Here is a 21452-nt window from a genome sequence, read left to right as displayed (position 1 = left end):
ATCAAGGCTTGAAAGACAAAGACCCGCCGATTGGCGGGTCTTTGTCTTTCAGCGACATGCGACTTTTTCTCAGAGTACGATCAAGGCGCCATCAGTGCGCTGGGCTCTGTTCGCCACTTTCGCTGGCATCCGCCTTGCTGGCAGGGTTTTCCGGACGACGGAACAGGAAGGCCGCCACGCTGCCGACTACATAGACCGCGCCCAGCCACAGGAAGATATTGTCGAAGGCCAGCACCTCGGCCTGGATGCTGATGCGCTGGGCGATCATCTGCACACCGGCCTGCCACGGATCAGCCAGCCCCGCGAAGGTCGACTGATAGCTTGCCAGCTGATCGATCACCACCTGGCGGCTCTGGTCGATGGCCCCGATCATCTGGTTCCAGTGATAGTCCTCACGCAGCTCGCGGATGGTGTCGATCAGCGCCAGCCCCACCGCGCCGCCCAGGTTGCGCATCACGTTGAACAGGCCACTGCCGTTGCCTATCTCGTGGGGCGCCAGACGCCCCATCGCCAGCCGGGAGACCGACAGCAGCACCATGATCTGGCCCGCGCCGCGGATCACCTGCGGCCAGAAGAAGTCATCGAAGCCCGAGTCCGAGGTCAGGTGCACGTTCATGCCGGTGCCGAGGCCGGTCAGCACCAGGCCGATGCACAGCATCAGGCGCAGGTCGATGCGGTCAGAAAGCTTGCCCGCCACCGGCGCCATCAGGAACATCACCACGCCGCTGACGAACATCACCTGCCCGATCTGCACGCTGGAGAAGCCGGAAATCGAGCCGAGAAACAGCGGCACCAGATAGACCAGCCCATAGAGCACCACGCCGATCCAGAAGCCGATGATCGCCCCCAGCGCGAAGTTGCGGTCCCTGAACACCCGCAGGTCGACGATGGGGTTGCTGGTCGTCAGCACGCGCCAGAAGAAGCCGACCGCCGCCACCGCGCACACTACGCTCCAGAACAGGATCAGCGAACTGGCGAACCAGTCATCGCCGGGCCCTTCCTCGAGCACGAATTCGAGGCTGCCGAGAAAGACCGCCATCAGCGCCAGTCCCAGCGTATCCAGACGGCTGAGCAGACCGCGATCGCCGCGGTCGATTTCCAGATTGCGCCACACCAGTGTCGCCACGATGATGCCCGGCACCAGGTTGACCAGAAACAGCCAATGCCAGCTCATGTATTCGGTGATGTAGCCGCCGACGGACGGCCCGATGGAGGGCGCCATGGTCGCCACCAGGCCGATCACCGCCTGGATGCTGCCCATCATGCGGCGCGGGAAGATCGAGAAACTGGCCGCCTGGGTCAGCGGAATCATCGCCCCGCCCATGAAACCCTGGACCGCGCGCAGCACGATCAGGGCTTCCAGCGAGGTCGAGAGCGCACAGCCCAGACTCGCCAGCGTGAAGCCCAGCGCCGAGACGGTCAGCACCAGCCGCGTCGAGAAGATGCGCGCCAGCATGCCGGAGAGCGGAATCATCACGATCTCGGCGATCAAGTAGCTGGTCTGCACCCAGGAAATCTGGTCCTGACTGGCGGCCAGGCCCGCCTGCAGCTCGTTGAGCGAGCTGGACACGATCTGGATATCCAGAATCGCCATGAACATGCCGAACACCGCGGCCACGAAGCCGATCTGCTGGCGGCGCGTCGGCATGTCACTGGCGGTACCCGTCGGGGGCTGGCTCGGGGGCTGTCTCGGGGTCTGGGCCGAGGACTGAGTCGTCTCGGCCATGCTTACTGCGCTCCGCGATCAGCGCTGGCGATCTGCGCGGCATCGGGCGCGATGACGTCCCTGGAGAGGCTATCGACGGCATAGGTGCCGGTGTCCGCAAGCTCTCGAGTATCGACGCTGGGGATGACCGACAGGCCGGCGCGCAGACGCGGCAGCGCATCCACTGGGCCGGTCAGGCGAATGCGCACCGGCACACGCTGGACGATCTTGTTGAAGTTGCCGGTGGCGTTGTCGGTCGGCAGCAGGCTGAACTCGGTGCCGGTCGCCGGCGCCAGGCTATCCACCACGCCCTCAAACTCGATGTCCGGGTAGGCATCCACCTCGAGACTGACCGGCTGGCCGACGCGCATGCGCTCGGTCTGGGTTTCCTTGTAGTTGGCCACCACATAGGCGCTCTTCACCGGCACCAGCTGCATCAGGGTCAACGAGGCGCTGGCCATGGTGCCCACCTCGACACTGCGATTGCCGACCACGCCATCCTGCGGCGCGTAGATCGAGGTCTTCTCCAGCTGGTGGCGCGCGTAGGCGAGATCCGCCGCTGCTGACACCACCTGGGCACGCGCCGATTCCAGCTGCGCCTTGTAGACCTCAAGCTGCTGCCGGGCAGACACCAGCGCGGCCTGCTTCTGGGCAACGCTCGCCTCGGCGGTGCGCATGGTCACCTGGTCATCTTCATAGGACTGACGCGAGGCGTAGCTGCGGCTCTCCAGACTTCTGGAGCGCTTGAGGTGCAGCGCCGCCTGATCGCGTTCGGCCCTGGCCGAGGCCAGCGCGGCCTTGGCCTCGTCGATCTTCGCGCCTTGCAGGTCCAGCTGACGCTCGGCCTGGACTTCCCCGGTGCGGGCGTTGTCCAGCGCGGCACTGGCCTGGTCCAGATTGGCCCTGGCATCTTCGTCATCCAGCTGCACCAGCAACTGCCCCTTCTTCACCGGCTGGTTGTCATGCACCAGCATGCGCGTCACCCGCGCGGTGACCTCGGAGCGCACCGCGACGCTGTCGGTACGCACATAGGCGTTGTCGGTCTCCTGCATGAAGCGCCCGACCTGCCACCATTCGACCCCCATCACTCCGCCAGCGATCACGCCCGCCACCACGATGAGTGCCACGACACCCTTGCCTGCCTTGTTCATTCGGCGACTCTCTCTTGCTGCCTGTCGGTGACAGGCGTGTAATCTGTCTGACGCTGCGGATGAGGGGGCCACGGCGCTCGCGAGCGCTCAGGCCACGGCTGTCATCTTGCATCGCCACAAAGTGTAATGAATACTACACTTACTTGAGGCAGCCCCGACAGTTTCGACAGACAGCGTCTCTCGTTCGCAATATCGCAACCTTGCCTGTTTCAGGCGGTTTCCGGATCACAGACAGGACACTCACATGACTGATTCGCCCTCATCAGAGACCGCCCCTGACTCGGGAAGCACCGCGACTCGCGCCTCACCGCGCGGGGAAGCACGCCGCAAACGCCAGCTGGAAGTCGCCCGCGAACACTTCCTCGAACACGGCTTCGCCGCGACCAGCATCAATGAGATCGCTCGGCAGGCCGGCGGATCACTGGCAACGCTGTATCGTAATTTCGGCAACAAGGACGGCCTGTTTCTGGCCGTGATGCAGCAGGAGGCGCAGACGGTGTGGTCGGTGATGGACCACGAAACCAATGAGACACGCAGTGTCGAGGAAGCGCTGGAAGACTTCGGCATGGCGATGCTGGCGCTGGCACTCGCGCCCGAACTGATCCGCCTGTTCCGTGGCCTCGCCTTCGAGAGCGGCCGCAATCCGCAGCTCGGCAAGCTGTTCCTCGACAACGGTCCCAAGCTGACCCGACAACGCCTGGCAGGCTACCTGTCACGTCAGGTCGCCCAGGGCCACCTGCCGTCCACCGGCCTCGGCCAGGAACCGCTGGCCGCCGCCAACCTGCTCACCGGCATGCTGCTCAACCCGCTGCATGTCGACGCCCTGCTCGGCTGCCCACCCGACACCGAAAGCCCCGAACAACTCCGCCCACATGTCAGACGCTGCGTGCGGGTCTTTCTTGCTGGCTTCGGTACCAGTTAGAAAGCTTGCCGGCTTCGGGGCAAGTTAGAGAGCTTGCTGGCTTCGGAGCAAGTTAGAGAGCTTGCTGGCTCCGGAGCAAGTTAGAGAGCTTGCCTGCTTAGAGACCTGATCATCGGCCCACTGACACAAAGACGCCGAGTCGACTGACTCGGCGTCTTTGTGTGCAAGAAAGATGATCTGCAGGAAATCAGCGATGGCCGCCAGGCGAGTGGCCTCAGGCGGGCCTTGGCTGACGCAGGCGCGACAGCCACCCGCCGCTGCGTGCCTGGGCGCGTACGCCGGGGAAGTTGAGTTCGACCTGGCGCAGGCACAGGGTCAGCAGGATGGTCAGCACGAGGTAGATGGCGCCGATGAACAGCAGCGGCTCGTAGGTGAGGAAGTTCTCGTCGCGGATGATGTTGGCGACCTGCAGCAGGTCCATCATGGCGATCGTCGAGACCAGCGGCACCGACTTGAGCAGCAGGATCATCTCGCCGGTCAGGGTCGGCAGGCACAGCTGGATGGCGCGCGGCAGCCACAGGCGACTGAAGACCTGAAGCGGCCCCATGCCGAAGGCACGGCCCGCTTCCCGCTCGCCCGGCGGCACGCTGAGCAGTGCCCCGCGCAGGACTTCACCGGAGTAGGCACCCACTGAGAGGGTGAAGGTCAGGGTGGCGTAGAAGAACGGATCACGCAGGATGCCCCAGAACATGCTCTCGCGAATACCGGGAATGCCCTCCAGCAGCCGGCCGATGCCGTAATAGAAGAAGAACAGCTGCACCAGCAGGGGCGTGCCGCGCATCACGATGGAAACGCCGCTGGCCAGCCAGGCGAGCGGCCTGGGGCCCTTGATACGCGCCATCGCCATGCCGACCGCCAGCGTGAAGCCGAGCACGGCCGACACCACCAGCAGTACCAGGGTATTGGTCAACCCTGTCCACAGCGATTCCTGATAATAGGGGTCCGATAACCAGCTGAAATCCATGTCACGCCTCCTGGGCTGAAATATCGGGTTCGCCGCGGCGCACGTAGCGCTCCAGACGACTGAACGCGGCGCTCGAGGTCAGGGTCATCAGCAGATAGAGCAGCCCCGCCACGCTGTAGAACAGGAAGTAGGCGCGCGAACTGGCGGCCGCCTGCTGCACGGTGAAGAACAGCTCGCTGAAGCCGATGACGCTGATCAGGGCGGTGTCCTTGATCAGGATCAGCCACAGGTTGGACATGCCCGGCAGTGCGTTGGGCAACATGCCCGGCAGCGTGATGTAGCGAAAGCGCGCCATGGGCGAGAAGCCGTAGGCATCGGCCGCTTCCAGCTGGCCCTTGGGGATGGCCAGGATGGCGCCGCGAAAGACTTCAGTCATGTAGGCGCCCTGCACGAAGGCCAGCACGCCGACGGCGGTGACGAAGCCGCTGATCTCGACCTTGCCCGCGACACCCAGCGCGTTCATCAAGGCGGTGAGTGCCTGGGAGCCGCCGTAGTACAGCAGGATGATCAGCAGCAGTTCCGGCACCGCGCGCACGGCCGTCGAATAGCTGGTGGCCAGCGCGCGCAGCGGCGCCCAGGGGCTGAGTCGTGACGCCGCCCCCACCAGTCCGAGCAGCAAGCCGATGGCATAGGCGGCGAAGGCGATCTGCAGGGTGGTGACGGCACCGGCGAGTATCGGGGCTGCCCAATCGGCGAGCCCTTCCTGGGCGAACTGGGACATGATCAGCGTCCTTCTCGTATCAGTAGGAAATGGCGGATGCGATACGCGAGGCATGCTGACCGGGCGACCTCAGCCGGCCGGCCAGCACGCGCAGGATCAGCCCAGGCAGACGTCGGTATCGAAGTACTTGTTCGAGAGCGCCGTGCAGGTGCCGTCCGCATAGACCTGATGGATGGCGCCATCGAGCGCCTCTTTCAGTGCGCCATCTTCCTTGCGTACCCCGACACCGGCACCGATGCCGTAGGCCTCGTGCTGTGGCGTGGTCGCCTTGATCTCGAAGTTGCTGGCCTCATCACGCTTGACCAGTGCGCTCATGGCGATCTCGTCGGCCAGAATCACGTCCACGCGCCCGGATAGCAGGTCACTGTTGACCTGCTCCTGCTGGTCATAGAGACGCACATCGACGCCAGTGCTGCGCAGCGCTCGACGCGCGAAGTTGGCGTGGGTGGTCGCCGCCTGGGTGCCGAGAATCTTGCCGTCGAGGCCGTCCGGAATCTCGAGCTCTAGATCCTTGGCGGCCACGTAGGCACCGGGCGAGTTGTAGTAGGGGATGCTGAAGTCGATGACCTTCTCGCGGGCCTTGGTGATGGTCATCGAATTCATGATCATGTCGATGCGACCGGCCTTCAGCGAGGGGATGATGCCGCTCCAGCCGGTCGGGGTGATCTCGCATTCACGCTGCATGGCGTCACAGATCGCCTCGGCCAGCTCCACTTCAAAGCCGGTCCACTCACCGCTGGCGGAGGTATAGGTAAAGGGCGGGTAAGGTTCCGCGGAAATACCGATCTTGAGGGTATCGGCGGCATGCACCTGAGCGGCGCCCAGCGTCAGTCCACCCACCGTCAGTCCCCCCATCATCAGGGCGCCGGCCAGCTTGCGCAGCGCAGAGGTGGGGGCAGAGGTGAAAAGAGCAGAGGTGGAAGTGGAATCAGAGGCAGGCGTTTCGCGCGCGGTCAGTGAAGGTGTCTTGGCAGCGAATCCAGCGTCGTTCATCAAGGTCATCAGGCCATCTCCTGGCTGTTGTTGTGGGTCCATCTACGTCATGGCGGGGAGGTCCATGCCGGGGTGATGCAAGCAGGCTTCAGGCGGCCGGTGCGATGAAGCGGCGGCAGCGCTCGTGCTCGGTCTGCTCGAAGACCTCCGCCGGGCTTCCGGCCACGCCTACCCTGCCCTCATCGAGGAACACGATCTGATCGGAGACTTCTCTGGCGAAGGCCATCTCGTGGGTCACCATCAGCATGGTGCGTCCCTCATCGGCGAGGCTGCGGATGACGCCGAGCACTTCACTGACCCGCTCCGGGTCCAGCGCCGAGGTCGGCTCATCGAAGAGCAGCACGCGCGGCTCCATCGCCAGCGCACGCGCGATCGCGACCCGCTGCTGCTGGCCGCCGGAGAGAAAGGCCGGATAGCTGTCGGCGCGCTCCAGCATGCCGACACGTTCCAGATAGTGCTCCGCGATACGCGTCGCCTCACGGCGTGACATGCCCTTCACGCGCATCGGCGCCTCGGTGACATTGCCGAGCACGGTCAGGTGCGGCCACAGATTGAACTGCTGGAAGACCATGGTGACCTTGGAGCGCAGGCGCTGGATCTGACGACGATCCAGCCCGATGAGGCCGCCACGGCTATCGCGGTCGAAGCGCACATGCTCATCGGCGATCGACAGCTCGCCCCGATCAGGGCGCTCGAGCAGGTTCATGCAGCGCAGCAAGGTGCTCTTGCCGGAGCCACTGGCGCCGATGATGGTGGTGACGGTGCCTTCCTTCACGCGCAAGGACACGTCGTGCAGCACCGCCAGATCACCGTAGTGCTTGACGATGTTGCTGGCTTCGACGACGACCCGATTCGAGGCAACGCGCGCGGGTCTGGCCTGGCCGTCCGGGCGCGCCTGCGGAGGCTGGGAGATGCCGTCACTGTCTGCATTCTTCGAGCGGGTCATGGGAGATACGTTCGAGGGCGAGATAGTCATGAGCGACTCACAAGTGGGTGGCTGTGGCGGGCGTGAAATGGGCGATCGTGCAGCCGCTAGCGGCGTGACGCACCCTGCTGGTGCGGCGTGATGCTGCCGGGCCTGACGGACGATGCGCGGATGACGCCTGTCTTGCCGCTGCGGGCCGCTGCGGGCCGCGGCGGGCTGCGCAATCGGCGATCGAGCTGCGCAATCACCGATCGACCTGCAATCGAGCGAACGACTATTGATACACTTGTATAGCAAGAGGCGTTCCACATTGCGACTTTCCACGCCAGAGGCATGGCAAGCAGGGTCGTGGTTCACGGATTGCGCGTCCTGGACGCGACGTGGCTTGGGCGCTACGAGGCTTAGACAATACGAGGCCGAGGGCGGGAGCCATCCCTCGGCGCCCGCCCATGCCGTCAAGGCGGCAGCAAGGCTAGGTCAGCCTCACAGGCTGGCCTTCACGGCGGCCAGGGCATCCTCGCCATCGCGCGTGGTCACGTCGGCGAGAAATTCCGCCAGCCGGTCCGGATTGGCGGCCAGCCAGTCGTGCGCCACCTCATCGAGGTCACGCTCCTTCAGGCTGTAGTCGAGGATGAAGCCGCTCTGCTCTTCGGAGCTGAAGACCAGCTGATCGAGGAAGCGAGCGAGGTTGGGATTGGCTTCGGCGTAGGCGGTACGCACGACGGTCTTGACGTCACTGGCGCCATTGTCGGGGCCGAACACCGACTCCGGATCCTCCAGGATATGGGTGTCGAATTCCGGCACCATCCAGTGCGGTGTCCAGCCGTAGAAGGCGATCCAGCGTTGCTCGCGCTGGGCGGCACGTACCTCGCTGAGCATGCCTGGCGTCGAGGACTCCATCGCATCCCAATCGCCCAGGCCATAGACATCATTGTCGATGGCGCCATTGAGCATGTCGCTGACGGTGGAGCCGCTTTCGATGGAGTAGACGGTCTCGTCGAATTGCTCGGCGTGGGCGGCAAGATCCGCGGCGCTGTGGATGCCGGCCTCGTAGACATAGCCCGGCACCGCGAAGCCCATGCGGGCGCCGGTGACGTTGTTGCCGAGATCGGTGATCGCACCGGCGGCCATGGCCGCGTCGTAACTGTCTTTCTGGGCAGGCAGCCAGCCAGCGAGGAAGGCGTCGCTGTCGCCGGTGGTCAGGGTGTTGTAGCCGACGGTGGAGCTGACTTCCTGTCGCTCCACGTCGTAGCCCAGCGGGGCGAGGATCTGGGCGACGATCTCGCTCTTGACGGTGACGCCGGGCCACGGCGGCACGATCAGCGTCAGCTCGTCATCCTTGTCCTGGGCCGAGGCTGCCAGGCTAGCCGTGCCGAGCAGCAGGGTCGCGAGGGCAAGCAGGCCACGGCGGGCGCCGTGCTTCATCGTACATGTCAGGGGGTACGGGGTGGTGGTCATCGTGTCTTTCCTTGTCGGTTCCGGTCGCGCCGGGCCTTGTTGTTGTCGGGGCTGAAAGGCTTCGTATATGGCGGTCGTCGTGCGTGTCCGTCGCTCACGGCGCTGTCGTTGTCGGCGCTTGTGTCTTCTCCGCCCTGGTGCGTCGCTGAATTCGCCGCAAGCAATTGATTTGTTGGAGCTTTACCCTCCAGAGGAGTGCGTCTTCAGCGAGCACTGGCCTGCCTGGCCAGGCCCTTCTCAAGTTCTGGCTCCATTTCTGCCTCAAGTTCTGGCTCCGGCACCAGATCCGGCAAGCCGCCGAAGGGCGCACGCGCCATCACCCGCTCCAGCATCGGGATGAAATGCTCGAGCGGCAGGGTGTCGTATTCGGGGTCGAAGCTGGTCTGGTCCCACTCGTCACAGAAGCGCACGGTGCGCTCATAGGCGGGATGCCCGGCATGTGCCTCGCGGGCGTGGCGGTCCTGACCGAAGAATTCGCGGTAGTGATAGCCCTGGAACAGCTCGTGATGACGAATCATCCAGGTGTTCAGCGGGTCGATGAACGGCTCGAGGATACCGGCGGCGATCTCGGCATGATTGGCCGGTGCCAGGTCATCGCCGATGTCATGCAGCAGCGCGCAGACCACCATCTCCTCATCGGCACCGGCGCGCAGCGCGCGGGTGGCGGTCTGCAGGCAGTGTTCGTAGCGATCGACCGGATAGCCGTGGTGATCGCCCTTGAGACGCCCCAGATGTTCAAGCACACGCCGGCAGGCATCAGACTGATATTCCCGGAAGCGCGCATCGATCAGCGCCCACTCGGCATGCGTGCTTTCCTCGAAACTGCGGAAGCGGGCCTGTTCGCTCATGCGCTGGTCTCCTCATTGGCGAACTGACCGTCGCGCTGACCGGCGAGCTGATCGGCCAGCAGCAGACGGCGGCTGGCGGTGGAGTCACGATCCACATAGCCCTGGCGCATATGACGGATGCCGCCCTCCAGCTGGAAGGCGCTGCGACCATGGAACAGCCGGTAGTTGTCCATGATCAGCATCTGGCCCGGCGCCAGCTTGAGGTGCAGCGTGAAGTCGTCACCGGAGATCAGGCGATAGAACGCCTGGCGGGCAGCGTAGTAGCGACGCAGCGTCGCGCCGGGCAGCGCCGGCACCCGCTCGGTGCGGTTGGAGAAACGTACCCGGGCGACCTGACCACGGCTATCCAGCTCGATCAGCGGGCCTTCGCTTTCCAGGCGCGTGGTGGCGTCGTGATAACGGAAACCGGGGCTGACGTCTGTCAGGCAGGCGAAGGCCTCGGGGTCTTCACGGCGCAGGTGCTCCGCCGCGCTGAAGCCATCCACCAGCATGCTGTCGCCGCCCTGGGCCGCGTTGCGCAGACAGTGCAGCCAGATGTAGCCCGGAATCGGGTCGCGGTAGGGATTGTCGGTATGCGGCTCCAGCCCGCGCTGGGTCATGGTGAGGTCATAGGCATTGGCGACGGATTTCACGTCGGCGATGCCACCCCAGTTGGTGCGCCGCAGCGGCCCGATACGGTGGATCAGCCCCTGCATGCCGTCCTCCGTGTCCGGCACGCCGCTGACCCGCACGAAGCCGAAGCGCTGCAGCTGCTCGAGCATGTCCAGCAAGGCCGCGTCATCCTCCAGCGCCGCCGCGAAGTCGGCCTCGGGCAGCTGGGCGAGATTCCCCTGCCAGAAGGTCATGCCCTGATAGGCCTCACACGGCTGACACTCCGCCAGCAGGGCCGCCAACGAGAAGCTCGCCGCATGGCCGTCACTGAAGGCCAGTGACAGCGTATCGCCATCCAGCTGCGCCTGAGTCAGGCTCAGGTCCAGCGGCAGGTCCGCCGCCTCGATCAGGCGCTGACCGGTGAGGGAATCGAGCGTCGTTTCATCGGGACTCCGCTCACGCAGCCAGAGCGCCTCGAGGGTCAGATCGCCCTCGGCGTGGCTCAGATGCAGTTGTTGTCCATGGTCTTTCAGGCTGACGGAATGCGGGCTGCTGGGCACTCGATGATCTCCACGGCTGAGGGAGCGGCACTGTTGTCTTACTGGACAGGTACCTGCTCGCGGATGCTGGTGCGACGCTGAGTCTCCTTCTACCTTAATCACTTCAGCCAGAGCGGATTGATATAATTGGACGTATATTTGATCAAATTGGCCATATGTCAGACCAGCAGACGACGACAAGCGGCCGTGGCAATGCCACGGCCGCTTGTGTTGTGAAACGTCTGTCGGGAGGTCAGTCGCTCAGGTGCAGCACCTGACCATTGAGGGAGCGCCCGGCGCCACCGGCCAGAAAGCGCGCGCATTCCGCCACGGCGTCCGGTCGGCTGCCCTCGGGGCACAGCAGATTGGCGCGTACCTTGTCCGGCGCGCGTGATGCCAGCCGCTGGATCAACTCACTCAGCGCCGCCTGTGCCATGGCAGTGCCGTGATGCTCCTGAGAGGATAGCTGCGAGGACAGCGACGAGGACGGCTGCGAAGGCAGCGGTGGTGCCACGGCCAGCAGGCGTCCGCCGTGGCGCAACATGCGCGCACAGGCCGCCTTGAGCAAGGCGCCGGGGCCGGCAACCTGCGCGACCAGGCAGGCTTCCAGCGACTGCCCGGCCATGGCCTGAGGCGGCATGCAGACCAGCACGTCGAGGCGCCCGAGACGCGCCACCAATGTCTCGAAGCAGCCCTCGCCGACCACCTGGCCGAAGCGGTCCGACTGCTCGCCGCCCAGTGCATCCAGCACGCGTTCGAGGTCCGCCGGCGCGGTGCCCATCAGGGCGATGATGGCGCCATCTTCCAGGAAGGTGCGCGCCATGGCCTCCAGCCACTCCCCCTGCCCCGCGATCAATACCCTGCGTCGTGGCAGCATCTCATTCTCCCTGATAGAACCCCCGAAGGGTCGCCCCTGCGTGCCTCATGCCGTATAGCGCTGCTCAGCTCTCTGCTCAGCTCTCTGTTTACCCAGACATCACCTCCCTGTGATGTCCGGAGTGGCGTGGGTCAGGGCATCAGCCCCGGCAACCACAGCACCAGCGCGGGGAACAGCATGCACAGGATCAACCCCGCCAGCTGCAGGCCAACGAAGGGCAGAATCGAGCGATAGATGGTGCCGATGGAGACCTGCCCGGCGGTGATGCCCTTGAGATAGAACAATGCGTAGCCGAAGGGGGGCGTCAGGAAACTCGTCTGCAGGTTGATGGCGACCAGAATCGCGAACCATACCAGCAGCCCCTGGCCGGAAAGCCCGAGCCCGAAGTCCAGCGCCTCGACCACCGGCGCCACCAGCGGCAGCACCACGAAGCTGATCTCGATCCACTCGAGGAAGAAGCCGAGCACGAAGATCAGCCCCATCAGCAGCAACAGCAGGCCGTAAGGGCCAAGGCCGGTACCGGTGATGACATCCTCGATCAGGTAGTCACCGCCGAGGCGCTTGAAGACCACCGAGAAGCAGGTCGCGCCGATGACGACGAACAGGATCATCGCGCTGGTCCGCGAGGTATCGCGCAGCGTGTTGCGCAGGGTGGAGAAGGACAGGCCGCCCATCACCAGCGCCAGCAGCAGACTGCCACCCGCGCCGATGGCCGCGGCCTCGGTGGGCGTGGCGATACCGGTCATGATCGACCCCAGCACCGCGACGATCAGCACCATCGGGCCGAGCAGATCCCGCAGCAGCGCCAGCGGCAGCGGTGTCTTGTCGGTGCCGAGCAGCGACTGGTCCGGCAGCGGTGCCCAGTCCGGGCGCAGCTTGGCGGTGATCAGCAGATAGGCGACGTAGAGCGCGCCGAGCATCAGCCCCGGAATCAGCGCCGCCTTGAACAGCGCCCCCACCGAGATCTGCAGGATGGAGCCCATCAGCACCAGCATGATCGAGGGCGGAATCAGGATGCCCAGGGTGCCGGAGGCCGCGATGACCCCACAGGCCATCTCGGCCTTGTAGCCCTGCCCCAGCATCACCGGCAGCGCCAGCAGCCCCAGCATGACCACCGAGGCACCGATGATGCCGGTACTGGCGGCCATCACCACGCCCAGCAATGCCACGGAGACGGCCAGACCGCCATGCACGCGACCGAACAGCCGCTGCAGTGTCATCAGCAGATTGCGCGCCACGCCGGAGCTTTCCAGCATCAGCCCCATGAACACGAACAGCGGAATCGCGATCAGCAGCCAGTTCTCGATCACGCCACCGAAGATGCGCGAGCCGACGGTGCCGAGGAACGGCAGCGGGATGTCGCCGATGAACGCGAACAGGATGCCCAGCCCGCCGAGCAGAAAGGCCACCGGGTAGCCGGAGAAGATACCGATCAGAAGTGCCACCACCATGGTGATGGGCAAGGCGTATTCAGCGAGCATTGTCATGGCTCCCGTCTGCATGATTCTGGGGTGCCGTGGCGTCGGTGGTCGCTTGCGCAGCGTTCTGCTGATCCGCAAGGCCGGCCAGACTGGCAATCTCGTGGTCTTTCAGGCGCTCGGGGGTGCGCGCCGGGTCGAACAGGCAGGCCAGATTCTCGAAGATCTGACCCAGCGCACCGAGGGCGAGGAACACCAGCCCCGTCGGCAGCATCGCCTTGATCAGGTAACGGTCCACCAGGCCGCCATAGTTGGATTTCTCGCCGGACATGTAGGACATGGTGACGAAGTGCTTGGACAGCCAGGCGATCAGCAGGCAGAAGGGAATCAGCATGATGATGTGGCCGAGGATATCGACCACGGCGCGTCCGCGCGGCGAGAGGCGCTGATAGAACAGGTCGACCCGCACATGCGTATCGCTGTGCAGGGCGTAGGTGCCACCGAAGAGCGTCAGCAGACCGAACAGGTGCCACTGCAACTCGGTGACGGAATTGATGGTGATCGCGGTGCCGAACAGCAGCACGTCGGGCGACCCCCAGTTGGCGATTTCATTGATGCCCAGGGCGTTGAGCGTGACGGTGGTGAGCACGGCCAGGATGATCGCCAGACCCAACCAGCTGGTCAGGCGACCCACCCACAGCCCCAGGCCGACCAGCGGTCGACCCAGGGCGTCACACACCGCCCCGCCCTGTGCCCGCCAGGGCGCAAGGCGGGGGTCGGTCATTGGGCGCTACCCTCGTCAGCGTTGTCTGCCTGCTTCATGGCCATCGGCTGCGGCATGGCCTGCAGCTCGTACCATTCGTCGATCAGTGCGGCGTGCTTCATCAGCGAATCGTAGGCCTTGGCGAAGTCAGGGTTGGTCTGCTTCTCTTCGGCAAGCACTTCACCCCAGGCTTCCTGCAGCGCGGTCATCACCGGCTCCGGGAAGCGCTTGACCTCGACACCCTTCTCCTCGAGCTCGTGGATCGCACGCACCTGAGCCGGCGGCGCTTCGGCCATCGCCCACTGCAGGGTCGCGCGGCAGGCAGTCTGGAACTGTGCCTTGCGCTCATCGCTGTAGCTGTCCCATACCTGCTGGTTGATCAGCAGCGAGAACCAGCTGGCGCTCTGGTGCCAACCCGGGAAGTAGTAATACTTGGCGACTTCATTGAAGCCCATCGCCTGATCGACCTGCGGCACCGAGAACTCGGTGGCATCGACACGGCCACGCTCCAGCGCGAGGTAGATCTCGCTGCCCGGCACCAGCTGAGTCGAGGCGCCCAGCTTGTTGAGCACCTTGGCGCCAAGGCCGGAGATGCGCATCGACAGGCCCTTGAAGTCCTCCGGCGAGTTGATTTCCTTGTTGTACCAGCCGCCGGTTTCCTGCGGCGAGATGAAGCACGGCAGCACCTTCACGCCGTAGGGGTCGTAGGCGGCCTGCACAAGCTCGGTACCCTCACCGGCCCACATCCAGGACATGAAGGCTTCCGGGCTCGGGCCGAACGGCAGTGCGCCGTAGAGGTTGGTGATCGGCACCGTGCCGGCCCAGTAGCCCATCCAGTCCCAACCGGCCTGGATGGCACCGGAAGACACGGAGTTGAAGACTTCGAAGGCCGGTACCAGGTCCCCCGGCTCGTGCACGCGCAGGCCGACTTCGCCGCCGGTCGCGCTCTTGAGTTCCTCGGACAGGCGCACGGCACCGGCACCGAGGAAGTTCTTGGTCGAGAAGGTACTGGCGACGTCGAGCTGTTTCGGCCCTTCCGCCTGGGCTGGCGCGGCGGCCATCAAGGTGGTGGTGGCCACGGCCGCCGCAATGGCAGCTCCGAGGCGCAGGCGGCGGGTCGGCGTCGATTGATACGGCGTGGCGTGTTGCGACATGGTGCGGCTCCCTGATTTGTTGTTGTGCTCGCTGGTCGTACGGCTTGTGGCTTGCTGGACATGAGCCACGTTGCAAGATGACGCTTACGTCAACTTACCCGATGACAACGCAAGCGGCTGACCACGCCATAACAACGTCAATGATTTCAGAGAGCTACGAGGGGAAGGCCCGCGCGAGCCGACTCACCGCGCCCTGCGCGGCAGTATCGGCTCGCGACAGCGTCCGGAAAGCCGGACACTCAGGCCGCCAAGGCTGCGACCAAGGTCGCGCGCGGTCATGAATTCTGTCTACGACTCCAGTCGAATATGCCGATAGAGGAATGCAGACCCCATGCGGGTATGCAGGCCGTGGGCTGGCGAGAAACGCAAAGCGTCCGGAATTCCGGCCACTGACCGAGATTCCGGACGCTTTGGCCACTCGTTGGTGGCGGGGAGGTGAAATGCCGGTCGATCAGGGCGTTTCAGCCAGCAGGCCATGCCGGTTGAGCTTCTCATAGAGCGAGGACTTGGCGATGCCGAGCTGCCGAGCGGCGCGGGTGCGATTGCCCTCGGCGGCGCGCAGCGCGTTCTCGATCAATTGGCGCTCCGCCTGGGCCATCGCCTCACGCAGCGTGACCGGCGTAGTGTGCAACTCCCGGGCGGTTGTGGACGACTCGGGCGCTGAAGCGGGTGTGGACAAGTCGCTTTGATGGGTAGCGGCGTGCCGCGCATCGCTATGCCGGGCATCGCCATGCCGCGCATCGCCATGCCGGGCGCCGATGGCATCCGGCAGATCGGTCGGTTGGATATGGCTGCCGCCCAGATAGAAGGCAGCTTCGAGCACGTTTTCCAGCTCGCGCACATTGCCGGGCCAGTGGTGGGCGCACAGGCGTTCGAGGGCGGCTTCGGAGAGAATCGGCGGGCGGCGACCACTGCGTCGCGCCAGACGTGACAGCAGATGCGTGGCCAGGGTCGGCAGGTCGTCGCGGCGCTCGCGCAGTGGCGGCACTTTCAGGGGCACCACGTTGATGCGGTAGAAGAGGTCTTCGCGGAATTCGCCGCTCTCGACCAGCGCTTCCAACGGGCGGTGAGTCGCGGCGATGACACGCACATCGACGCTGACCAGACGAGTCGCACCGACCGCCTCGACCTCGCGGTCCTGCAGTACGCGCAGCAGCTTGGCCTGCATCGCCAGCGGCATGTCGCCAACCTCATCGAGAAACAGCGTGCCGCCATCCGCAAGCTGGAACTTGCCGGGCTTGCCGCCACGCTTGGCGCCGGTGAAGGCGCCTTCTTCATAGCCGAACAGCTCCGCTTCCAGCAGCGCTTCGGGAATCGCCGCACAGTTGAGCTTGATGAAGGGGCCCTTGGCACGCGCCGAGCTGCGGTGCAGCGCATGGGCATAGAGCTCCTTGCCGGTGCCGGACTCGCCACGGATCAACACCGAGGCACCGCCGGGGGCGATCTTGCGCACCTTGCAGGCCAGCTCCCGCATGGCCGGCGAATCGCCGATGATGTCACTCAGCTGCCAGCGCGCGCCGGTGGGGGTTTCCAGCGCCTGGCGGTAGTAGTCCACCTCCGCTTCCAGCGCCTGAACCTGAGCATTCACCTGCCGCCATTCCCAGGTGTCGTGGTAGAGCACCGAGCCGATGGCGCCGATCAGCTCGCCATCGCGGTAGATGGGATAACGGTGGGCAATCATGTGGTGGCCACGAATCAACTGCAGCTGGGCAAGCTCTGCGCGTCCGCTCTCCAGCACCTCGTGCATGCGGGTGTTCTCGATCACCTCGCTGACATCGCGACCCAGCACCTCGCTGGCCTCGACGCCAAGAAACTCGGCATAGGGCGCATTCAGAAACTGGATACCGCCCTGGGCATCCACCACCACGACCCACTCCTCCACCGCATCCATCGCGGCACGCAGCAATTCGCGGCGCGCCCGCTCCAGATGAATCGAGGTAGCAGGTAGATCATCACGCAGCGGGGCAGCCATCTTCTCCCCGACCACCGCACCTGACACAGGCATCTGCTGAGCCATCACCGCTCTCCCTTGGCGTGTCCGGTCATCGTGGGTAGCCGTCATGCTGCCACCAACACCCGCCGGATCTGATTGTTATGGGCCGCGCCATCGCGCAGCCAGCGTCCGGAAAACCGGACCCCCCCCACAGCATCGGCCTACCGCCGCCAAGGATCAACGTAGCCAGTGGTCGTAGTACTGTTATCAATAAAAGCTAGGCGAATAACGATTCATCGATACATCCTCCATAGCTCTTGGAATTAAGACTCGGCATACCACACTGTAACTGCACGATTCCTATAGATTTATGGAATATCACCACGAGTTCTACAGTACATATCCAAGAGAATGTGCTATAAGCTATCCTATCCAACATCCTCTGTATAGAAAGAGATACATGGAAAATATAAATATAAGTCTTTATCAAGATTGGATTAATATTCTTCGCAATAGATTATCTGATTTCGGATATAGCATTAGCGATCATAGCGATGAAAATATAAGCCGCATCTATTTAAATCTAGAAAAAAGGCTAATACCACAAAAAGCTCGAAGAATCCTTAAGCACGACAACTTCTATTGCCCTGATGAAATGACTAGTGGTCTGAAAGGAGTTGAAGAAGCCATTACGTCAGGCCAGAACCTGCTACCATATTTAAGCAAAAGAATCAAAAAACCCAATTACAATGATGCCTTACTTAATCACTGGGGAATTCATCACTTACATCTTGGTAAAACCATTGGGCGCGATGGATTTGTTGAACATGGCAATCCTTTATTGTTTTGTAGATTTGATGACGAAAATGCTTATTTTATTAACGTCTTAACCCATGGCGCCTGGGCAGAACAAGACATGATTAGAGTGCTACATAAAAACTGGCCTGATAGTATAAAGCAGTTCCAAATAAATGGTTTGATAAGATTGACACAGCCTATAACTGACTCAGATATCAAGACTTTTAGGCAGAAAAAAATAAACACTTTCGTAGAGGTTGAAGATGGGGCTATCTATGGTGCAATCGGGGGCGGTTTCGCATCATCGGGAATAAGTATCGACGTGGTAAGACAAGCCGATCAGTACGAAGCATGGCTAAACCAGAACCAAGCTCACATCATTAATAACATCGAAAACATCAGGAACGAAGCAAGAAAGAAAAATATAGAGCTACCATCAACACCTCACTTTGAGCTAAAAATAGAAAACAATACAGAATATGCAGTAGAGAGCGTATCCAAGATATGTATCAAGCTTCATTAGCTCCAACAAACAGAAATTTCACATAAGACAGCCGCTCATCAAAACCCCGCCGAAGCGGGGTTTTGATGTTTGCTTTAATGGTGCATCGCGTTAATGCGCTTCTTCCCAGTTGTCGCCTTGCTCGACTTCGACGAGCAGCGGAACATCGAGGGAGGCGGCATTCTGCATGCGCTGCGCGACGTCTTTCATGAAGTCTTCGACCTGCGCTTCGGCGACTTCGAAGACGAGTTCATCGTGTACCTGCATGACCATCATGGCGTCGTATCTGTCGGCACCGTCGCTGCCCGCCAGCCAGGCGTCTACGTCGATCATGGCGCGCTTGATGATGTCGGCGGCGCTGCCTTGCATCGGGGCGTTGATGGCGGTGCGCTCGGCGGCGCTGCGACGCGCGTGATTGCGCGAGCCGATTTCCGGCAGGTAGAGACGACGGCCGAAGATGGTCTCGACGTAGCCCTGCTCGGCGGCGAGCTGACGCGTGTCTTCCATGTAGGTGGCGACGCCCGGATAACGCTCGAAGTAGCGCTCGATGTAAGTCTTGGCCTGGCCGGGTTCGATATCCAGCTGGCGCGAGAGACCCCAGGCGGACATGCCGTAGATCAAGCCGAAGTTGATGGCCTTGGCGCTGCGACGCTGGTCACTGCTGACACGCGATTCCTCGGTGCCGAAGACTTCCGCGGCGGTGGCGGCGTGCACGTCACGGTTGTCGGCGAAGGCCGAGAGCAGCCCCTTGTCACCGGAGAGGTGCGCCATGATGCGCAGCTCGATCTGCGAGTAATCCGCCGCGACGATGCGATAGCCGGGGCGTGCAATGAAGGCCTGACGAATACGACGGCCCTCGTCGCTACGCACCGGGATGTTCTGCAGGTTCGGATCAGACGACGACAGACGCCCCGTGGCGGTGACGGCCTGATGGTAGCTGGTGTGCAGGCGACGCGTGGTCGGGTTGACCAGCTGCGGCAACTTGTCGGTGTAGGTGCTCTTGAGCTTGGTCATGCCGCGATGGCGCATGATCAGCTTGGGCAGCGGGTAGTCCAGCGCCAGCTCCTCAAGCACCGCTTCAGCGGTGGACGGCGCGCCCTTGGGGGTCTTCTTCTTGACCGGCAGCTTCTGCTCCTCGAAGAGGATCTCGCCCAGCTGCTTGGGGGAAGAGAGGTTGAACTCGCGACCCGCCAGCTCAAAGGCCTGCTTCTCGATGTCGTGGATCTGCTCGGTCAGCTCACGGGTCTGGGCGTGAAGGCGCTCGGGGTCAATCGCGACGCCGTTGCGCTCGATGCGCGCCAGCACCGGAATCAGCGGGTATTCGTAATCACGCAGCACCTCGCCCAGACGTCCCAGTTTCTCGATGCGCGGCATCAGCAGCGCGGCGAGGCGCAGGGTGATATCGACATCCTCGCAGGCGTAGGGCATCGCCTCTTCCAGCGCGATCTGGTCAAACGTCAGTTGCTTGGCGCCCTTGCCGGCGATGTCGGTGAAGCTGATGGTGCTCTCGCCCAGATACTTGAGCGCCAGCGAGTCCATGTCGTGACGGGTCGCGGTGGAATTGAGCACATAGGACATCAGCATGGTGTCGGCCAGCGGGCCGGCCACCGCGATGTCGTAGCGCGCCAGCACCTCGATGTCGTACTTGAGGTTCTGGCCGATCTTGGTGATGGCGGTATTGGCCAGAATCGGCGTCAGCGCTTCCAGCACGGCCTGGCGCTCCAGCTGCGCGGGGGCATCCAGATAGCTGTGGGCGACGGGAATGTAGACGGCCTCGCCGACTTCCAGCGCCATGCCGATACCGACGATCTCGGCTTCCATGTAGTTGAGGCTGGTGGTCTCGAGATCGAAGCACAGCGAGGTGGCGTTGCGCACGCGCTCGAGCCACGCGTCCAGCTCGGCCTGCTCGGTGATGGCGCGGTAGTTGCGCTCCTCACGCGGCGGCAGCGCATCGGGCATCTCGTCGCCCTCTTCCGCCGCTTCCAGATCAGGCGTTGGCGCAGCGGCGGTCTTGCCCTTGCCTGAGGCCTTTTCAGCGACCGGCGCGATGCTGTCACCGAACAGGTCACTGCCGGCGACTCCGCTGTCCTTCTCGTCGGCATGCGGGGTAGCCGCCATGTCGCCGCCTTCCAGCAGCTCCTTCAGCCAGGCGCGGAATTCCATCTCGCGGTAGAGCTCGACCAGCGCGGCGGTGTCCGGCGCGGCGATCGCGAGGTCATCCAGGCCATATTCCAGCTCGCAGTCCAGCTTGATGGTGGCGAGGCGATAGGAGAGGTAGGCATCTTCGCGATGCGCTTCCATCTTCTTGGCCAGGGTCTTGGCGCCACGGAAGCTGAGCGTCTTGATGCGATCGAGATCGCCGTAGATGGTGTCGAGGCCGCCTTCCATGCCCTGCAGCAGGCCCAGCGCGGTCTTCTCGCCCACGCCCGGCACGCCGGGAATGTTGTCGACCTTGTCGCCCATCAGCGCGAGGAAGTCGATGATCAGGTTCGGCGGAATGCCGAACTTCTCGGTGACGCCGTCCACGTCCAGCGTCTCGTTCTTCATGGTGTTGACCAGGGTGATGTGCTCGTTCACCAGCTGGGCCATGTCCTTGTCGCCGGTGGAGATGACGGCGTCACGCCCGGCTTCGGTCGCCATGCGCGCCAGGGTGCCGATGACGTCATCGGCCTCGACGCCTTCCACGCACAGCAGGGGCAGGCCAAGGGCACGCACGCAGGCATGCAGCGGCTCGACCTGCAGGCGCAGGTCATCCGGCATCGGCGGACGCTGGGCCTTGTACTCCGGGTACATGTCGTCGCGGAAGGTCTTGCCCTTGGCATCGAAGACCACCGCCATGGGGCTGTCCGGGTACTGGCGGATCAGGCTCTTGAGCATGTTGATCACGCCCTTCACCGCGCCGGTGGGCAGGCCCTTGGAGGTGGTCAGCGGCGGCAGAGCATGAAAGGCACGATAGAGATAGGAAGATCCATCGACGAGAACGATCGGCGTGGCGGCCATGAGCAGTCGCATCCGTAGGCTGAAGGGTGAGCTTGGGGCAAGCAGAGTCGGGGCCGAAAACCTCTCGGCAGCTATGGCTGTCATGATACGCAAGGGCTGCGGCGAGGCACAGTCGCCACCCTCGGCGCGTGTGTCTTCTGCGCCCGGCATTGATGGCGGGAAGTCGTGCACACTGCCGGCAAGGGACGTA

Annotated in this window: 17 protein-coding genes; 2 read left to right on the top strand and 15 right to left on the bottom strand. The window is 63.4% G+C overall.

The annotated features are described in order from the left end of the window. Positions 1 to 91: 91 nt before the first annotated feature. Entirely contained in the window at positions 92 to 1726 is a 1635-nt protein-coding gene (locus AOG28_RS02570; protein WP_082388176.1) for a DHA2 family efflux MFS transporter permease subunit, read from the bottom strand. A 2-nt stretch (positions 1727 to 1728) separates the two neighbouring features. Next, positions 1729 to 2856, bottom strand: coding sequence for an HlyD family secretion protein (locus AOG28_RS02565; protein ID WP_082388175.1), 1128 nt, complete (start codon positions 2854 to 2856; stop codon positions 1729 to 1731). Between the two features lie 244 nt (positions 2857 to 3100). On the opposite strand from AOG28_RS02565, the gene AOG28_RS02560 reads away from it, so the two are divergent. After that, positions 3101 to 3778 (top strand): TetR/AcrR family transcriptional regulator, encoded by a 678-nt coding sequence (locus AOG28_RS02560; RefSeq protein ID WP_054555230.1) that lies wholly within the window; start codon positions 3101 to 3103, stop codon positions 3776 to 3778. Positions 3779 to 3992: 214 nt separating this feature from the next. On the opposite strand, the gene AOG28_RS02555 is transcribed toward AOG28_RS02560, so the two are convergent. From AOG28_RS02555 to AOG28_RS02500, 12 genes are all read right to left on the bottom strand, one after another. Continuing rightward, on the bottom strand, positions 3993 to 4742 hold the full coding sequence (locus tag AOG28_RS02555; protein WP_054555229.1) for an ABC transporter permease: 750 nt from the start codon (positions 4740 to 4742) through the stop codon (positions 3993 to 3995). A 1-nt stretch (position 4743) separates the two neighbouring features. After that, positions 4744 to 5463: an ABC transporter permease gene (locus AOG28_RS02550; protein ID WP_043333243.1), complete on the bottom strand. Its 720-nt coding sequence runs from the start codon at positions 5461 to 5463 to the stop codon at positions 4744 to 4746. A 96-nt stretch (positions 5464 to 5559) separates the two neighbouring features. Next, positions 5560 to 6465, bottom strand: coding sequence for a transporter substrate-binding domain-containing protein (locus AOG28_RS02545; protein WP_235506921.1), 906 nt, complete (start codon positions 6463 to 6465; stop codon positions 5560 to 5562). A gap of 79 nt (positions 6466 to 6544) precedes the next feature. After that, positions 6545 to 7402, bottom strand: a complete 858-nt coding sequence (locus AOG28_RS02540) for an amino acid ABC transporter ATP-binding protein (RefSeq protein WP_082388174.1) — start codon at positions 7400 to 7402, stop codon at positions 6545 to 6547. A 462-nt stretch (positions 7403 to 7864) separates the two neighbouring features. Then, positions 7865 to 8839, bottom strand: coding sequence for an ABC transporter substrate-binding protein (locus tag AOG28_RS02535; protein WP_235506920.1), 975 nt, complete (start codon positions 8837 to 8839; stop codon positions 7865 to 7867). Between the two features lie 203 nt (positions 8840 to 9042). Next, positions 9043 to 9687, bottom strand: coding sequence for an HD domain-containing protein (locus AOG28_RS02530; protein WP_082388173.1), 645 nt, complete (start codon positions 9685 to 9687; stop codon positions 9043 to 9045). Continuing rightward, positions 9684 to 10838 (bottom strand): 2-trimethylaminoethylphosphonate dioxygenase, encoded by a 1155-nt coding sequence (gene tmpA, locus AOG28_RS02525; protein ID WP_442854942.1) that lies wholly within the window; start codon positions 10836 to 10838, stop codon positions 9684 to 9686. Before tmpA ends, AOG28_RS02530 begins: the two co-directional genes overlap by 4 nt. A gap of 232 nt (positions 10839 to 11070) precedes the next feature. Then, positions 11071 to 11694 (bottom strand): hypothetical protein, encoded by a 624-nt coding sequence (locus tag AOG28_RS02520; RefSeq protein WP_054555228.1) that lies wholly within the window; start codon positions 11692 to 11694, stop codon positions 11071 to 11073. A gap of 131 nt (positions 11695 to 11825) precedes the next feature. Continuing rightward, the gene (locus AOG28_RS02515; RefSeq protein WP_054555227.1) at positions 11826 to 13175 is read right to left on the bottom strand and encodes a TRAP transporter large permease; all 1350 of its coding nucleotides are present in this window, start codon (positions 13173 to 13175) and stop codon (positions 11826 to 11828) included. Further along, positions 13165 to 13896 (bottom strand): TRAP transporter small permease subunit, encoded by a 732-nt coding sequence (locus tag AOG28_RS02510; RefSeq protein ID WP_082388172.1) that lies wholly within the window; start codon positions 13894 to 13896, stop codon positions 13165 to 13167. The genes AOG28_RS02515 and AOG28_RS02510 overlap by 11 nt, the downstream gene beginning before the upstream one ends. Then, positions 13893 to 15029, bottom strand: coding sequence for a TRAP transporter substrate-binding protein (locus AOG28_RS02505; RefSeq protein WP_082388171.1), 1137 nt, complete (start codon positions 15027 to 15029; stop codon positions 13893 to 13895). The genes AOG28_RS02510 and AOG28_RS02505 overlap by 4 nt, the downstream gene beginning before the upstream one ends. A gap of 451 nt (positions 15030 to 15480) precedes the next feature. After that, a complete protein-coding gene (locus tag AOG28_RS02500; RefSeq protein ID WP_235506919.1) occupies positions 15481 to 17046 on the bottom strand; it encodes a sigma-54 interaction domain-containing protein in 1566 nt (521 codons plus the stop codon). Positions 17047 to 17422: 376 nt separating this feature from the next. On the opposite strand from AOG28_RS02500, the gene AOG28_RS18085 reads away from it, so the two are divergent. Further along, positions 17423 to 18283, top strand: coding sequence for a hypothetical protein (locus AOG28_RS18085; RefSeq protein ID WP_152965313.1), 861 nt, complete (start codon positions 17423 to 17425; stop codon positions 18281 to 18283). A gap of 90 nt (positions 18284 to 18373) precedes the next feature. Here AOG28_RS18085 and polA read toward each other — a convergent pair whose 3' ends face one another. Next, on the bottom strand, positions 18374 to 21262 hold the full coding sequence (gene polA / locus AOG28_RS02495; protein ID WP_054555226.1) for a DNA polymerase I: 2889 nt from the start codon (positions 21260 to 21262) through the stop codon (positions 18374 to 18376). Positions 21263 to 21452: the final 190 nt, after the last annotated feature.

It is taken from the genome of Cobetia sp. UCD-24C (genome assembly GCF_001306765.1).
Taxonomy (GTDB): domain Bacteria; phylum Pseudomonadota; class Gammaproteobacteria; order Pseudomonadales; family Halomonadaceae; genus Cobetia; species Cobetia amphilecti.
Note: the sequence above shows the minus strand (reverse complement) of the source record. Positions and strands in the feature narration are given on the sequence as shown.

Coding starts and splice junctions, on each gene's coding strand:
- AOG28_RS02570 (WP_082388176.1), bottom strand. CDS start 1,726: ATGGCCGAGACGACTCAGTCCTCGGCCCAGACCCCGAGACAGCCCCCG.
- AOG28_RS02565 (WP_082388175.1), bottom strand. CDS start 2,856: ATGAACAAGGCAGGCAAGGGTGTCGTGGCACTCATCGTGGTGGCGGGC.
- AOG28_RS02560 (WP_054555230.1), top strand. CDS start 3,101: ATGACTGATTCGCCCTCATCAGAGACCGCCCCTGACTCGGGAAGCACC.
- AOG28_RS02555 (WP_054555229.1), bottom strand. CDS start 4,742: ATGGATTTCAGCTGGTTATCGGACCCCTATTATCAGGAATCGCTGTGG.
- AOG28_RS02550 (WP_043333243.1), bottom strand. CDS start 5,463: ATGTCCCAGTTCGCCCAGGAAGGGCTCGCCGATTGGGCAGCCCCGATA.
- AOG28_RS02545 (WP_235506921.1), bottom strand. CDS start 6,465: ATGACCTTGATGAACGACGCTGGATTCGCTGCCAAGACACCTTCACTG.
- AOG28_RS02540 (WP_082388174.1), bottom strand. CDS start 7,402: ATGACCCGCTCGAAGAATGCAGACAGTGACGGCATCTCCCAGCCTCCG.
- AOG28_RS02535 (WP_235506920.1), bottom strand. CDS start 8,839: ATGACCACCACCCCGTACCCCCTGACATGTACGATGAAGCACGGCGCC.
- AOG28_RS02530 (WP_082388173.1), bottom strand. CDS start 9,687: ATGAGCGAACAGGCCCGCTTCCGCAGTTTCGAGGAAAGCACGCATGCC.
- AOG28_RS02520 (WP_054555228.1), bottom strand. CDS start 11,694: ATGCTGCCACGACGCAGGGTATTGATCGCGGGGCAGGGGGAGTGGCTG.
- AOG28_RS02515 (WP_054555227.1), bottom strand. CDS start 13,175: ATGCTCGCTGAATACGCCTTGCCCATCACCATGGTGGTGGCACTTCTG.
- AOG28_RS02510 (WP_082388172.1), bottom strand. CDS start 13,896: ATGACCGACCCCCGCCTTGCGCCCTGGCGGGCACAGGGCGGGGCGGTG.
- AOG28_RS02505 (WP_082388171.1), bottom strand. CDS start 15,029: ATGTCGCAACACGCCACGCCGTATCAATCGACGCCGACCCGCCGCCTG.
- AOG28_RS02500 (WP_235506919.1), bottom strand. CDS start 17,046: ATGGCTCAGCAGATGCCTGTGTCAGGTGCGGTGGTCGGGGAGAAGATG.
- AOG28_RS18085 (WP_152965313.1), top strand. CDS start 17,423: ATGGAAAATATAAATATAAGTCTTTATCAAGATTGGATTAATATTCTT.
- polA (WP_054555226.1), bottom strand. CDS start 21,262: ATGGCCGCCACGCCGATCGTTCTCGTCGATGGATCTTCCTATCTCTAT.